General features: G+C 61.2%; 9 protein-coding genes. 8 read left to right on the forward strand and 1 reads right to left on the reverse strand.

The features are described 5' to 3' along the window. Positions 1-36 precede the first annotated feature (36 nt). From rplL to rpoC, 3 genes are all read left to right on the forward strand, one after another. Entirely contained in the window at positions 37-402 is a 366-nt protein-coding gene (gene rplL, locus JKV55_RS16750) for a 50S ribosomal protein L7/L12 (RefSeq protein ID WP_202087974.1), read from the forward strand. Between the two features lie 224 nt (positions 403-626). After that, entirely contained in the window at positions 627-4655 is a 4029-nt protein-coding gene (rpoB, locus tag JKV55_RS16755; protein ID WP_202087976.1) for a DNA-directed RNA polymerase subunit beta, read from the forward strand. 87 nt (positions 4656-4742) lie between these two features. Beyond that, positions 4743-8951 carry a DNA-directed RNA polymerase subunit beta' gene (gene rpoC, locus JKV55_RS16760; RefSeq protein ID WP_202087978.1) on the forward strand — a complete coding sequence of 1403 codons (4209 nt, stop codon included), beginning with the start codon at positions 4743-4745 and terminating at the stop codon, positions 8949-8951. Between the two features lie 60 nt (positions 8952-9011). On the opposite strand, the gene JKV55_RS16765 is transcribed toward rpoC, so the two are convergent. Further along, complete coding sequence (locus JKV55_RS16765) at positions 9012-9779, reverse strand: enoyl-CoA hydratase-related protein (protein WP_202087980.1); 768 nt, start codon at positions 9777-9779, stop codon at positions 9012-9014. Between the two features lie 78 nt (positions 9780-9857). Here JKV55_RS16765 and JKV55_RS16770 point away from each other — a divergent pair, with 78 nt between their 5' ends. From JKV55_RS16770 to JKV55_RS16790, 5 genes are all read left to right on the forward strand, one after another. Continuing rightward, complete coding sequence (locus JKV55_RS16770; RefSeq protein ID WP_202087982.1) at positions 9858-10316, forward strand: copper chaperone PCu(A)C; 459 nt, start codon at positions 9858-9860, stop codon at positions 10314-10316. 126 nt (positions 10317-10442) lie between these two features. Beyond that, a complete protein-coding gene (locus JKV55_RS16775; RefSeq protein WP_202087988.1) occupies positions 10443-12245 on the forward strand; it encodes an assimilatory sulfite reductase (NADPH) flavoprotein subunit in 1803 nt (600 codons plus the stop codon). After that, positions 12235-13938 (forward strand): assimilatory sulfite reductase (NADPH) hemoprotein subunit, encoded by a 1704-nt coding sequence (cysI, locus tag JKV55_RS16780; protein ID WP_237332956.1) that lies wholly within the window; start codon positions 12235-12237, stop codon positions 13936-13938. The genes JKV55_RS16775 and cysI overlap by 11 nt, the downstream gene beginning before the upstream one ends. After that, complete coding sequence (locus JKV55_RS16785; RefSeq protein WP_202087997.1) at positions 13928-14695, forward strand: phosphoadenylyl-sulfate reductase; 768 nt, start codon at positions 13928-13930, stop codon at positions 14693-14695. Before cysI ends, JKV55_RS16785 begins: the two co-directional genes overlap by 11 nt. A 26-nt stretch (positions 14696-14721) precedes the next feature. Further along, complete coding sequence (locus tag JKV55_RS16790; RefSeq protein WP_202087999.1) at positions 14722-15123, forward strand: CBS domain-containing protein; 402 nt, start codon at positions 14722-14724, stop codon at positions 15121-15123. Positions 15124-15130: the final 7 nt, after the last annotated feature.

The following is a 15130-nucleotide window of genomic DNA, read 5'->3' on the forward strand; positions in this document are numbered from 1 at the left end:
ATTACCGTCTACTTCAGAACATTAGGAATTTGAGTCATGTCTATCACTAAAGACCAAATCATCGAAGCCGTTGCAGAAATGTCTGTAATGCAAGTTGTTGAACTGATCGAAGCCATGGAAGAGAAGTTCGGCGTTTCTGCTGCCGCTGCCGTTGCCGTTGCCGGCGAAGCCGCTGCTGCCGTAGAAGAGCAGACCGAATTCGACGTCATGCTGACCGCTGCCGGTGCCAACAAAGTTGCCGTTATCAAAGCCGTTCGTGGCGCTACCGGCCTGGGCCTGAAAGAAGCCAAGGCTCTGGTTGAAGCTGCTCCTACCGCTGTTAAAGAGCAACTGAGCAAAGGCGAAGCCGAAGCACTGAAAAAAGAACTCGAAGAAGCCGGTGCTTCTGTTGAGCTCAAATAAGCTAGACTATAGCTTAGCGGCCTGAGCAATCGGGCTAGGGCTGGTGAATCTTTATTCACCGGCCCTTTTGCGCTGTGGGATGAGGGGAATTTTCACATCGTTTGCGCCCCTTGTTGTACCAGCCACCGGGTGTTGTCGAGAGGCCCGGTCTGACAAAAAACGGTGTTTTTAGAGCTGTCCCATTTGGACAGAGTGGGTCACTTATCAGCGAGCTGAGGAACCCTATGGTTTACTCTTACACAGAGAAAAAACGCATTCGTAAGGACTTCGGTAAGCGTGACCAGGTCTTGGACACGCCTTACCTGCTGTCAATCCAGCTTGACTCCTTCAAACAGTTTATTGAAGCGGATCCTCAAGGCGAGTACGGTCTGGAAGCGGCTTTCCGCAGCGTTTTCCCTATCACTAGCTATTCTGGCTCTGCCGAACTGCAGTATGTCAGTTTCCGCCTGGGTGAGCCCGTGTTTGACGTGCAAGAATGTCAAATCCGCGGCGTGACCTACTCGGCGCCGTTGCGCGTCAAGCTGCGTATGGTGCTGTACGACAGAGAAGCGGCTGCCGGCACTGTCAAGGACATCAAAGAGCAAGAAGTCTACATGGGCGAAATCCCGCTCATGACTGAAAACGGTACCTTCGTGATCAACGGTACCGAGCGGGTAATCGTCTCCCAGCTGCATCGCAGCCCGGGTGTGTTTTTCGATCACGATCGCGGCAAGACCCACTCCTCAGGTAAGGTCCTGTATAACGCCCGCGTGATCCCCTACCGTGGTTCCTGGCTCGATTTTGAGTTCGATCCCAAAGACAACCTCTTTGTGCGTATCGACCGTCGTCGCAAGCTGCCGGCGTCCATTATCCTGCGTGCCCTCGACTTCACTACCGAAGACATGCTCGCCACCTTCTTCGACACCACCAGGTTCGAAGTGGCCGATGGCAAGCTGATGATGGAGCTCAAGCCCGAGCGCCTGCGTGGTGAAACCGCGTCTTTCGACATCGTGGTCGATGGCGAAACCGTGGTGGAAACCGGTCGTCGCATTACCGCCCGCCATATCCGTCAACTGGAGAAGGCCGGCGTAGAACAAATTGAAGTGCCGGTGGAATATGCCGTCGGCAAGGTATCGGCCAAGGATTACATCAACGCCGATACCGGCGAAGTGATCGTCGCCGCCAACAGCGAACTGAGTCTGGAAAACCTGGCCAACCTGTCTGTGGCCGGCTTCAAGCAGTTCGAGACCCTGTTCACCAACGAGCTGGATCACGGCGCCTACATGTCCGAGACCCTGCGTATCGATTCCGCCAGCACCCGCCTCGAGGCGCTGGTGGAAATCTATCGCATGATGCGTCCCGGCGAGCCGCCCACCCGTGAAGCGGCCGAAACCCTGTTCGAGAACCTGTTCTTCTCCGAAGATCGCTACGATCTGTCCACCGTGGGCCGGATGAAGTTCAACCGCCGCCTGTTCCGCGAGGAGCTGAACGGTCCGGGTACCCTGACCAAGTCCGATATCGTCGACGTGATGAAGCAGCTGATCGCCATCCGTAACGGTAACGACGAGGTGGACGATATCGACCACCTGGGTAACCGCCGTATCCGTTCCGTCGGCGAAATGGCCGAGAACCAGTTCCGCGTGGGCCTGGTACGGGTCGAGCGGGCGGTGAAAGAGCGCCTGTCCCTGGGTGATCTCGACACCCTGATGCCCCAGGACCTGATCAACGCCAAGCCGATTTCCGCCGCGGTGAAGGAGTTCTTCGGTTCCAGCCAGCTGTCCCAGTTTATGGACCAGAACAACCCGCTGTCGGAAGTGACCCACAAGCGCCGTATCTCGGCCCTGGGCCCGGGCGGTCTGACCCGTGAGCGTGCCGGCTTCGAAGTGCGTGACGTACACCCGACCCACTACGGCCGTCTGTGCCCCATCGAGACCCCTGAAGGCCCGAACATCGGTCTGATCAACTCCCTGGCGTGCTATTCCCGCACCAACGAGTACGGTTTCCTCGAGACCCCGTACCGCAAGGTGATCGACGGCAAGATCACCGACGAGGTGGATTACCTGTCCGCCATCGAGGAAGGTCATTTCGTGATCGCCCAGGCCAATGCCGCCACCGACGAGGAAGGTCGTCTGCTGGATGAGCTGGTGCCGTCCCGTCACAAGGGCGAAGCCACCTACATGAATGCCGATCAGGTCCAGTACATGGACGTGAGCCCGCAGCAGATCGTCTCGGTTGCCGCCTCGCTGATCCCCTTCCTCGAACACGATGACGCCAACCGGGCCCTGATGGGCTCGAACATGCAACGTCAGGCGGTGCCGACCCTGAAGGCGGACAAGCCGCTGGTGGGTACCGGTATCGAACGTGCCGTGGCGGTGGACTCCGGTGTGACCGTGGTGGCCAAGCGTGGGGGTGTGGTCGATTACGTCGATGCTTCCCGCATCGTGGTCAAGGTCAACGAGGAAGAGATGCTGCCGGGCGAAGCCGGTATCGACATCTACAACCTGACCAAGTACACCCGTTCCAACCAGAACACCTGTATCAACCAGCGTCCTTGCGTGATGTCGGGCGAACGGGTGCTGGGCGGCGACGTACTGGCCGACGGCCCGTCCACCGACCTGGGTGAACTGGCGCTGGGTCAGAACCTGCGCGTGGCCTTCATGCCCTGGAACGGTTACAACTTCGAAGACTCCATCCTGCTGAGTGAGCGGCTGGTGCAGGAAGATCGCCTGACCACCATTCACATTCAGGAGCTGTCCTGTATTTCCCGTGACACCAAGCTGGGCCCGGAAGAGATCACCGCCGATATCCCCAACGTGGGTGAAGCCGCGCTGAGCAAGCTGGACGAGTCCGGTATCGTCTATGTGGGGGCGGAAGTGAAGCCCGGCGATATCCTGGTCGGTAAGGTCACCCCCAAGGGTGAAAGCCAGCTGACGCCGGAAGAGAAGCTGCTGCGTGCCATCTTCGGTGAGAAGGCGTCCGACGTGAAGGATTCTTCCCTGCGGGTACCCAACTCCGTGTACGGCACCGTCATCGACGTGCAGGTCTTCACTCGCGACGGTGTGGAGAAGGACAAGCGCGCCCAGGACATCGAGCACATGCAGCTCAAGCAGGCCAAGAAGGATCTGACCGAAGAGTTCAGCATCCTGGAAGAGGGCATCTTTGCCCGCGCCCGTTCCGTGCTGATCGCCGCCGGTCTGAGCGCCGACAAGGTCGACAAGATTGCCCGTGCCAAGCTGCTGGAGCAGGCGGTGGACGACGAAGGCAAGCAGATCGAGCTGGAGCAGATCGCCGAGCAGTATGCCGAGCTGAAGGCCGACTTCGACAAGAAGTTTGAAAACAAGCGCCGCAAGATCACCCAGGGTGATGATCTGGCCCCGGGCGTGCTGAAGATAGTCAAGGTCTACCTGGCGGTGAAGCGTCGTATCCAGCCCGGTGACAAGATGGCCGGTCGTCACGGTAACAAGGGGGTTATCTCCACCATTGTTCCCATCGAAGACATGCCCCATGACGAATACGGCACCCCGGTCGATATCGTGCTCAACCCGCTGGGCGTACCCTCGCGGATGAACATCGGTCAGATCCTTGAAACCCATATGGGCCTTGCTGCCAAGGGCATCGGCGAGAAAATCGACCGCATGATCAAGGAGCAGCAGGAACTGGCCCGTCTGCGCGAATTCATCCAGGAAGTCTACAACCTGGGTGAGGGCGTGCGGCAGAAAGTGGACCTGTCCACCTTCTCCGATGCGGAAGTCAAGGTGCTGGCCGAAAACCTGCGCAAAGGGATGCCGATTGCCACGCCGGCGTTTGACGGTGCCCGCGAGCACGAGATCAAGCGCCTGCTGAAGCTGGCGGATCTGCCCGAGTCGGGCCAGATCACCCTGTATGACGGTCGTACCGGTAACACCTTCGAGCGTCCGGTCACCGTGGGTTACATGTACATGCTGAAGTTGAACCACCTGGTGGACGACAAGATGCATGCCCGTTCTACCGGTTCCTACAGTCTGGTTACCCAGCAGCCGCTGGGCGGTAAAGCCCAGTTCGGTGGTCAGCGTTTCGGGGAGATGGAAGTGTGGGCGCTGGAAGCTTACGGCGCCGCCTATACCCTGCAGGAAATGCTGACCGTCAAGTCGGACGATGTCAACGGCCGGACCAAGATGTACAAGAACATCGTGGACGGCGATCACCGCATGGAGCCGGGCATGCCCGAGTCCTTCAATGTACTGTTGAAGGAAATCCGCTCCCTCGGTATCAACATCGAGCTGGAAGAAAGTTAAGGCGACAGACTGCCTCGGAAATAATGGCGCCCCCTTTTCCTTTGGGAAGGGGGAGCGCCCAGGTAGAACTCCTCACAGGAGACTAACGTGAAAGACTTGCTTAAGTTTTTGAAAGCGCAGAGTAAGACTGAAGAGTTTGACGGTATCAAAATCGGTCTGGCCTCGCCGGACATGATCCGCTCTTGGTCCTATGGCGAAGTCAAAAAGCCTGAGACCATCAACTACCGTACCTTCAAGCCGGAGCGTGACGGCCTTTTCTGCGCCCGGATCTTCGGTCCGGTCAAGGACTATGAGTGTCTGTGTGGCAAGTACAAGCGCCTCAAGCACCGCGGTGTGATCTGCGAGAAGTGCGGCGTTGAAGTTACCCAGACCAAGGTGCGCCGTGAGCGCATGGGACATATCGAGCTGGCCAGCCCGGTTGCCCATATCTGGTTTTTGAAATCCCTGCCGAGCCGTATCGGCCTGCTGCTGGACATGACCCTGCGCGACATCGAGCGGGTGCTGTATTTCGAATCCTTCGTGGTGATCGAGCCGGGCATGACCAATCTGGAGCGCGGCCAGATGCTGTCTGAAGAACAGTACCTGGATGCGCTGGAAGAATGGGGCGACGAATTCGACGCCAAGATGGGCGCCGAGGCGGTGTTGTCTTTGCTGCGTGCCATCGATCTGGAAGGCGAAATCAACACCATGCGCGAGGAGCTGGATCAGACCAACTCCGAGACCAAACGCAAGAAGATCACCAAGCGCCTCAAGCTGATGGAAGCCTTCCACTTCTCCGGCAACAAGCCCGAGTGGATGGTGATGACGGTACTGCCCGTGCTGCCGCCGGATCTGCGTCCGCTGGTTCCGCTCGACGGCGGCCGCTTCGCGACTTCGGATCTGAACGATCTGTATCGCCGGGTGATCAACCGCAACAACCGTCTGAAGCGCCTGCTGGACCTGGCCGCGCCCGATATCATAGTGCGCAACGAAAAGCGGATGCTGCAGGAGTCTGTTGACGCCCTGCTGGATAACGGTCGTCGCGGCCGCGCCATCACCGGTTCCAACAAGCGTCCGCTCAAGTCCCTGGCCGACATGATCAAGGGTAAGCAGGGTCGTTTCCGGCAGAACCTGCTGGGCAAGCGGGTCGACTACTCCGGCCGTTCGGTGATCACCGTGGGTCCGACCCTGCGCCTGCACCAGTGCGGTCTGCCCAAGAAGATGGCGCTGGAGCTGTTCAAGCCCTTCATCTACGGCAAGCTGGAAGCCCGTGGCCTGGCCACCACCATCAAGGCGGCCAAGAAGATGGTGGAACGCGAGGAGGCCGTGGTCTGGGATATCCTGGACGACGTCATCCGCGAGCACCCGGTGCTGCTGAACCGGGCGCCGACCCTGCACCGTCTGGGTATCCAGGCGTTCGAGCCGGTACTGATCGAAGGCAAGGCCATCCAGCTGCACCCCCTGGTGTGTGCGGCCTACAACGCCGACTTCGACGGTGACCAGATGGCGGTACACGTACCCCTGACCCTGGAAGCCCAGCTCGAAGCCCGTGCGCTGATGATGTCCACCAACAACATACTGTCACCGGCCAACGGCGAACCCATCATAGTCCCGTCCCAGGACGTGGTGCTGGGTCTGTATTACATGACCCGTGACAAGATCAATGCCAAGGGTGAAGGCATGCTTCTGACCAGCGCGAAAGAGGCCGAAAAGGTCTATCGTGCCGGCCATGCCGAGCTGCACGCCCGGGTCAAGGTACGGATCACCGACTTCGAGAAGATGGAAGACGGCAGCCTGGTGAAAACCACCGCTATCCGTGACACCACCATAGGCCGCGCCATCCTGTCCCTGATCGTGCCCAAGGGGCTGCCCTTCGGCATGGTCGACCAGGCCATGGGCAAGAAGCAGATCTCCAAGCTGCTGAACGGCTGTTACCGTCGTCTGGGCCTGAAGGACTCCGTCATCTTCGCCGACCAGCTGATGTACACCGGTTTCCATTACGCCACCCTGTCCGGCGTATCGGTCGGCATCAACGACATGGTGATCCCGGACGCCAAGAAAGACATCATCGACGAAGCCGAAGCGGAAGTGACCGAGATCCAAGAGCAGTTCCAGTCAGGTCTGGTTACCGCCGGTGAGCGTTACAACAAGGTTATCGATATCTGGGCCAGCGCCAACGAGCGGGTGTCCAAGGCGATGATGGATAACCTGTCGAAAGACACAGTGATCAACCGCGATGGCGAGGAAGAGCTGCAGGCTTCGTTCAACAGCATCTTCATGATGGCCGATTCCGGTGCCCGGGGTAGTGCGGCGCAGATCCGTCAGCTCGCCGGTATGCGGGGCCTGATGGCCAAGCCGGACGGCTCCATCATCGAAACGCCGATCATCGCCAACTTCCGCGAAGGTCTGAACGTACTGCAGTACTTCATCTCTACCCACGGCGCCCGTAAGGGTCTGGCGGATACGGCACTGAAGACCGCCAACTCCGGTTACCTGACCCGCCGTCTGGTGGACGTAGCCCAGGATCTGGTGATCACCACCGACGACTGTGGCACCCACGAAGGTCTGTGGATGACGCCGCTGATCGAAGGCGGTGACGTGGTCGAGCCCCTGCGTGAGCGGGTGCTGGGTCGCGTGGTGGCCGAAGATGTGATCAAGCCGGGCACCGAAGGCGAAGTGCTGGTGGCCCGTAACACCCTGCTCGACGAGAAGTGGTGTGACGAGCTGGAAGGCAACTCCGTCGACCGGGTCAAGGTCCGTTCCGTCATTACCTGTGACAACGACCACGGTGTCTGCGCCCACTGTTACGGTCGCGATCTGGCCCGTGGCCACCTGGTCAACCAGGGCGAGGCGGTCGGTGTTATCGCCGCCCAGTCCATCGGTGAGCCGGGTACCCAGCTGACCATGCGTACCTTCCACATCGGTGGTGCGGCATCGCGGGCGGCGGCCGAGAGCAGTATCCAGGTGAAAAACACCGGTACCGTCAAGCTGCAGAACGCCAAGTTCGTCACCAACGCCGACGGCAAGACGGTGATCGTGTCCCGTTCTTCCGAACTGACCATCATCGACGACATGGGGCAGACCCGGGAAAACCACAAGCTGCCTTACGGCGCCCTGCTGGAAAAGGCCGACGGCGAAACCGTGCAGGCCGGCCAGATTGTGGCCAACTGGGATCCGCATACCCACCCCATCGTGACCGAGGTAGCGGGCCGCATCAAGTTCATCGACATGATCGACGGCGTGACCATCAGCCGTCAGACCGACGAACTGACCGGTCTGTCCAGCATAGTGGTGATGGACGTGAACGAGCGTCCCAGTGCCGGTAAGGAACTGCGTCCGACCGTGAAACTGGTGGACGATGCCGGCAAGGATGTGTTCATCCCCGGCACCGATCTGGCGGCCCTGTACTTCCTGCCCGGTCGCGCCATCGTCAGCCTGGAAGACGGCGCCCAGCTCAACGTGGGTGACGCCCTGGCGCGTATCCCGCAGGAGTCCGGTGGTACCAAGGACATCACCGGTGGTCTGCCGCGGGTTGCCGACCTGTTCGAAGCCCGTCAGCCGAAAGAGCCGGCCATCCTGGCCGAGGTGTCCGGTACCATTTCCTTCGGGAAAGAGACCAAGGGCAAGCGCCGTCTGGTCATTACCCCGCTGGAAGGGGGCGAGGCCTACGAAGAGATGATCCCGAAATGGCGTCACCTCAACGTGTTCGAAGGTGAAAAGGTCGAAACCGGCGAAGTGCTGGCCGACGGCCCGGAATCTCCCCACGATATCCTGCGTCTGCGCGGTATCAGCCCGGTGGCGAACTATATCGTCAACGAGGTGCAGGAGGTTTACCGTCTGCAGGGCGTTAAGATCAACGACAAGCACATCGAGACCATAGTGCGTCAGATGCTGCGTCGTGCCGAGATCATGAACGCTGGCGACTCCGACTTTATCGAAGGCGAACAGGCCGAAGTGGTGCGCATCCGTCAGGCCAACCGTGCACTGGAGGCCGAGGGCAAGCAACCGATCAGCTATCGTCATGTGCTGATGGGGATCACCAAGGCGTCCTTGAGCACCGAATCCTTCATCTCGGCGGCGTCCTTCCAGGAAACCACCCGGGTGCTGACCGAGGCGGCGGTGTCCGGCAAGGTCGACGACCTGCGCGGTCTGAAGGAGAACGTGATCGTGGGCCGTCTGGTACCGGCCGGTACCGGTTTTGCCTACCATCAGGGCCGCCAGGCCAAACGTCAGCCGGAGCAGCCGGTACAGATTTCGGCGGATGAAGCCGAACAAAGTCTGGCCGACCTGCTCAATGCGGCCGGCAACGAAGAATAAGTTATCTCGACTCGCTGATAAGACAAGGGCTCCCGCAAGGGGGCCCTTTTTTATGGCTGCTTATCCATCGGGATCCTGTCTGACCCGAGCCAGCAGGCTGCCGATGCGCTGACGGGCGTCGAAACTGGCCAGGGCCTGCTGAAAGTAATCGATTTCCCGGCTTATGGTCCGGTGGATCCGCTCCTGCTGGGGAGCCTTCAGCAGGGCTTTGCTGTGGAGCAGGGCCTGGGCGGGCTTGGCCGCCAGCCGACGGGCGGCTGCTTCGAGCCGGGGCTGCAATTCGGCGGCCGGCAGCACCTGGTTGGCCAGCCCCCAGTCGCAGGCGGTAGCGGCATCCAGCGCATCGCCCAGCAGCAACAGCTGGCAGGCGCGCACATGGCCGATACGCTGGGGCAGCAGCAGGCTGGAGGCAAACTCCGGCACCAGGCCCAGATCGATAAAAGGAAAGCGCAGTCGGGCGTTGTCGCCGAGATAGACCAGGTCCATATGCAGCAGCAGGGTGGCGCCGATGCCTACCGCATGGCCCTGCACCGCGGCCAGCAGTGGCTTGGGACAGTCGGCGAGGGCGTGCAGCAGGCTGATGATGGGGTGGTCGGAACCGAGTTCGGGATTGTCGAGAAAATCCGCCAGATCGTTGCCTGCGCAAAAGTCCGCCCCCTGGGCGCTCAGTACTATGACCTGAACCGTCTCGTCCCGGATCGCGGTCTGCAGCTGGTTATTGAGCTCCCGGTACATGTCCATATTCAGGGCGTTACGTTTTTCCGGGCGGTTAATGGAGAGATGGCAGATCCCTGCCATCTCCCGGCTCACCAATAAGGTCATGGCCATTCCTTATGCGATGGGTCATGGTTTAAAGCTTGCCGCTGGGATAAGCTTTGTGCTCTTTTCTGCACAAGGAAAACACAGATGAAAAAAGTCGGATACCTTTTTGCTCTGGTTTTGTTAACCGGCCCCAGTTGGGCACAGGTAATCGTCAGCGAGGGCTATGTGCGGGCGACCCCGCCCATGGGGCCCAATACCGCCGCCTTTATGCAGCTGGAGAACGGCGGCGACCGGGATCTGGCGCTGGTGAGCGCGGCTTCGCCCCAGGCGGAGAAGGTGGAGCTGCACACCGTGCTGGAGCAGGACGGGGTGATGCGGATGCGGGAAGTGGAGCGGATAGCGGTGCCGGCCGGTGACGCGGTCAGCCTGCAGCCGGGCGGCCTGCACATCATGTTGCTGGGGGTGAAACAGCCGCTGGCGGCGGGGGATGAGGTCAGCCTGGAGCTGCGCTGGGACAACGGCGACACCGAGCAGTTGCTCCTGCCGGTGAAGGATATCCGCACCCAATCCCAGGCGGCTCATGGACATGACCATCATCATTAAGGGGGCGAGCCGGCAAGCCAAGGCTTGTTATTACCCGATGATATAAAAAATCATCTTTTATTCTTTATTGTTGTCCGTTGACCTGGCATAAGCTATCCCTTATCTGGAAAAGTGGAAGTCAATGTCATGCTTTTAAAGGAACTCGCGGCGGCAGCCAGCCCGCTCAATGAACAACAAGTCCATAAGCTCACTCAGGTGGCTGCCGAGCTGAGTGCCACCCAGCTGGCCTGGGTCAGCGGTTATTTCTACGGTATCAGCCAGCAGGCCCAGGGCCTGCCGGTGGCCACCCCCGCGGCGGCGGCCCAGCCGGCCGGCAAGGTGACCATCCTCTATGCGTCCCAGACCGGCAACGCCAAGGGCGTGGCCGAGGCGCTCAAGGCCCAGGCCGACGCCGCCGGGGTCGCGGCGGAGCTGTTCAACGTGGCCGACTACAAGGTCAAGCAGCTCAAGAAAGAGACCCATGTGTTGATCGTCACCAGCACCAACGGCGAGGGCGAGCCGCCCGATGACGCCATCGAGTTCCACAAGCAGCTCAAGGGCGGCAAGGTGGGCAAGCTCGAGGGCCTGCATTACGGCGTACTGGCCCTGGGCGACTCCTCCTACGAGTTTTTCTGCCAGACCGGCAAGGACTTCGACGACTACCTGGCCAAGGCCGGCGCCACCCGCCTGCTGGAGCGCATCGACTGCGACGTGGACTACGAAGGCGCCGCCGAGGGCTGGAACAAATCGGCCGTGGGCCTGCTGAAGGACGCGCTGCAGGTGGAGGCGGCCAACCATGCCGCTCCCGTGGTCAGCCTGACCCATGGCGCCGCCAGCCTCTACAGCAAGAAGCACCCCTTCGCCGCCGAGCTGGTCACCAACCAGAAGATCACCGGCCGGGACTCCGACAAGGACATCCGTCATATCGAGATCTCCCTGGAAGGCTCCGATCTCCGCTACCGGCCCGGTGACGCCCTGGGCGTCTGGTTCAGCAACGACGAGGCCCTGGTGGATGCCCTGCTGGCCCAGCTGGGCGTGGCCGCCGACGCCAAGGTCAAGGTGGACGACGAACTGCTCTCCATCCGCGAGGCCCTGCTCCACCACTACGAGCTGACTCAGGGCTACGCCGGCTTCGTGCAGGCCTATGCCGAGTTGTCCGGTGCCAAGAAGCTGCAGAAGCTGGCACAGGACAAGGCCGCCCTGCGCGAGTACTGCGCCAGCCACCAGATCCTGGACATAGTCCGGGAGAAGAAGACCAAGCTCACCGCCGAACAACTGCAGGGCGCCCTGCGCCGGCTGACGCCGCGGCTCTATTCCATCGCCTCCGCCCAGGCCGAGGTGGAGGAAGAAGTCCACCTGACCGTGGGCGTGGTGCGCTACGACAACAAGGGCGAGCCCCGTGCCGGTGGCGCCTCTTCCTTCCTGGCCGATCGGCTGGCCGAGGGCGGCCAGGTGCGGGTGTTCGTGGAGCACAACGACAACTTCCGCCTGCCCGCCGACGACAGCACCCCGGTGATCATGGTGGGCCCGGGCACCGGCATCGCCCCCTTCCGCGCCTTTATGCAGGAGCGGGAAGCGCGGGACGCCGAGGGCAAGAACTGGCTGTTCTTCGGCAACCCCCACTTCACCCAGGACTTCCTCTACCAGCTGGAGTGGCAGCGTTACGTCAAGTCCGGCCTGCTGAACAGGATCTCCCTGGCGTTCAGCCGGGATCAGGCCGACAAGGTCTATGTGCAGCACAAGCTCAGGCAGCAGGGGGCCGAGGTCTATGCCTGGCTGGAGCAGGGCGCCCATTTCTACGTCTGCGGCGATGCCAACAAGATGGCCAAGGACGTGCACGAGGCCCTGATCGAGCTGGTGGCCGAGCACGGCAACAAGAGCCGTGAGCAGGCCGAAGAATATGTCGATGCGCTGCGCAGCGCCAAGCGTTACCAAAGGGATGTTTACTAAGATGAGCGAACAAAAACTGTCCGATAACGAACGCCTCAAGGGGCAGAGCAATTTTCTGCGCGGTACCATCACCCAGGATCTGCAGGACGAACTGACCGGCGGCTTCAACGGCGACAACTTCATGCTGATCCGCTTCCACGGCATGTACCAGCAGGACGACCGCGACATCCGCAACGAGCGCACCGCCCAGAAGCTGGAGCCGCTGCACAACGTCATGCTGCGCGCCCGCCTGCCCGGCGGCATCATCAGCCCCAAGCAGTGGCTGGTGATCGACCGGTTCGCGGAAGAAAGCACCATGTACGGCAGCATCCGCCTGACCACCCGCCAGACCTTCCAGTTCCATGGCGTGCTCAAGCGTGACATCAAGCACATGCACCAGACCCTGAACAGCACCGGTATCGACTCCATCGCCACCGCCGGCGACGTCAACCGCAACGTGCTGTGCACCAGCAACCCGGTGGAATCCGAGCTGCATCAGGAAGCCTACGACTGGGCCAAGAAGATCTCCGAGCACCTGTTGCCCAAGACCCGGGCCTACCTGGAGATCTGGCTGGACGGCGAGCGCCTGGACACCCCGGACCAGGAGCCGATCCTGGGTTCTACCTACCTGCCGCGCAAGTTCAAGACCACGGTAGTGATCCCGCCCCAGAACGACGTGGACGTGCACGCCAACGATCTGAACTTCGTGGCCATCGCCGACAACGGCAAGCTGGTGGGCTTCAACGTGCTGGTGGGCGGCGGCCTGGCCATGACCCACGGCGACACCGCCACCTATCCGCGCCAGGCCACCGACTTCGGTTTTATCCCGCTGTCCCACACCCTGGCGGTGGCGGAAGCCGTGGTCACCACCCAGCGCGACATGGGCAACCGGGTCGAGCGCAAGAACGCCAAGACCAAGTACACCCTGGAGCGGGTGGGCGTGGAGGTGTTCAAGGCCGAGGTGGAGAAGCGGGCCGGCATCCAGTTCGCCGAAAGCCGCCCCTATGAATTTACCGGCCGCGGCGACCGCTTCGGCTGGGTGGACGGCATCGACGGCAAGCAGCACCTGACCCTGTTTATCGAGAACGGCCGCATCCTGGACTTCCCCGGCAAGCCGCTGAAGACCGGCCTGCGTGAAATCGCCAAGATACACAAGGGCGACTTCCGCCTGACCGCCAACCAGAACCTGATCATCGCCGGCGTGCCCAAGAAGGACAAGGCCAAGATCGAGAAGCTGGCCCGGGCTCACGGCCTGATCGACGACACCGTCTCCGAGCAGCGCAAGGATTCCATGGCCTGCGTGGCGCTGCCCACCTGCCCGCTGGCGATGGCCGAAGCCGAGCGCTTCCTGCCCGAGTTCGTCACCGAGATCGAAGGCGTGCTGGCCAAACACGGGGTGACCGACGACAGCATCATCTTCCGGGTCACCGGCTGCCCCAACGGCTGCGGCCGCGCCATGCTGGCCGAGATCGGCCTGGTGGGCAAGGCGCCCGGGCGCTACAACCTGCACCTGGGCGGCAACCGGGAAGGCACCCGCATTCCGCGCATGTACAAGGAAAACATCACCGACCGCCAGATCCTGGAGGACATCGACGCCCTGGTGGGCCGCTGGGCCAAGGAGCGGGAAGCGGGCGAAGGGTTCGGTGACTTTGTGATCCGCGCCGGCATCATAGCGCCGGTGGTGGACTCCGCGAGGGACTTTTATGCCGTATAGCCTGCTACCCAGCCTGGAAGAGCTGAACTGCCTGTCCCGTGCCGATCAAGCGGAGGCCCTGGCCCCGCTTAATCAGGAGCTGGCGGCCATGAGCGCACCCGAGCGGGTGCGCTGGGCGCTGGAAACCCTGGAAGGGGAGCATGTGCTCTCCTCCAGTTTCGGCATCCAGGCGGCGGTGATGCTGCACCTGGTGACCCGGGAAAAAGCGGATACCCCGGTGATCCTGACCGATACCGGCTACCTCTTCCCCGAGACCTACCGCTTTATCGACGAACTGACCGAGCGGCTGCAGCTTAACCTCAGGATCTACCGGGCCCAGACCTCCGCCGCCTGGCAGGAAGCCCGCCATGGTAAATTGTGGGAGCAAGGGGTCGAGGGCATCAGCCGCTACAACCAGATCAACAAGGTGGAGCCGATGCAGCGGGCGTTGCGCGAGCTCAAGGCCGGTACCTGGTTTTCCGGCCTGCGCCGCAGCCAGTCCGATACCCGGGGCGGCCTGCAGGTCCTTGGGCTCCAGAATGGCCTGTTCAAGTTCCTGCCGATTATCGACTGGAGCAATAAAGATGTGCATTATTACCTGAAGGAATTCGACCTTCCCTATCACCCCCTGTGGGAACAGGGATATGTCTCGGTCGGCGATGTGCAGACCACGGCCAAGTGGGAGCCGGGCATGAGCGAGGCGGATACCCGTTTCTTCGGTATGAAGCGGGAGTGTGGTCTTCACGAACCCCAGGAAGCCGACGGTAGCGGTATCTGACCTGCGGCTCCGGACAAGGAGAAATCATGCAGGTACAGGACATCATGACCCGGCGGCTCGCCACCGTGCATCAGGACGATCGGCTGGAGATGGTACGGGAGATTTTCGAACAGGCGCCGTTTCGCCATCTGCTGGTGGTGGATGATGCGGATCGGTTGTGCGGGGTGATCACTCACGCCGATATGTATCGGGCCCTGAGTCCCTATCTGGCGACCGATGCGGAGCTGGAACGCGACCGTGATACCTTACAGCGGCGGGCCCATCAGGTGATGAGCCGCAACCCGGTGACCATAGCACCCGAGACCGGGCTGGATACTGCCGCCGCCCTGCTGCTGGAACACCAGATCAGCTGTCTGCCGGTGGTGGCGGAAGATCGGCTGCAGGGGGTCATCTCCTGGAAGGATCTGCTGCGCACCCTTATAAAATAACCATAAA

It is taken from the genome of Zobellella iuensis, assembly GCF_016746085.1.
Taxonomy (GTDB): Bacteria; Pseudomonadota; Gammaproteobacteria; order Enterobacterales; family Aeromonadaceae; genus Oceanimonas; species Oceanimonas iuensis.

Excerpts from the sequence above, each read along its gene's own strand:
- rplL (WP_202087974.1), top strand. The coding sequence starts at position 37 with ATGTCTATCACTAAAGACCAAATCATCGAAGCCGTTGCAGAAATGTCT.
- rpoB (WP_202087976.1), top strand. The coding sequence starts at position 627 with ATGGTTTACTCTTACACAGAGAAAAAACGCATTCGTAAGGACTTCGGT.
- JKV55_RS16765 (WP_202087980.1), bottom strand. The coding sequence starts at position 9,779 with ATGGCCATGACCTTATTGGTGAGCCGGGAGATGGCAGGGATCTGCCAT.
- JKV55_RS16770 (WP_202087982.1), top strand. The coding sequence starts at position 9,858 with ATGAAAAAAGTCGGATACCTTTTTGCTCTGGTTTTGTTAACCGGCCCC.
- JKV55_RS16775 (WP_202087988.1), top strand. The coding sequence starts at position 10,443 with ATGCTTTTAAAGGAACTCGCGGCGGCAGCCAGCCCGCTCAATGAACAA.
- cysI (WP_237332956.1), top strand. The coding sequence starts at position 12,235 with ATGTTTACTAAGATGAGCGAACAAAAACTGTCCGATAACGAACGCCTC.
- JKV55_RS16785 (WP_202087997.1), top strand. The coding sequence starts at position 13,928 with ATGCCGTATAGCCTGCTACCCAGCCTGGAAGAGCTGAACTGCCTGTCC.
- JKV55_RS16790 (WP_202087999.1), top strand. The coding sequence starts at position 14,722 with ATGCAGGTACAGGACATCATGACCCGGCGGCTCGCCACCGTGCATCAG.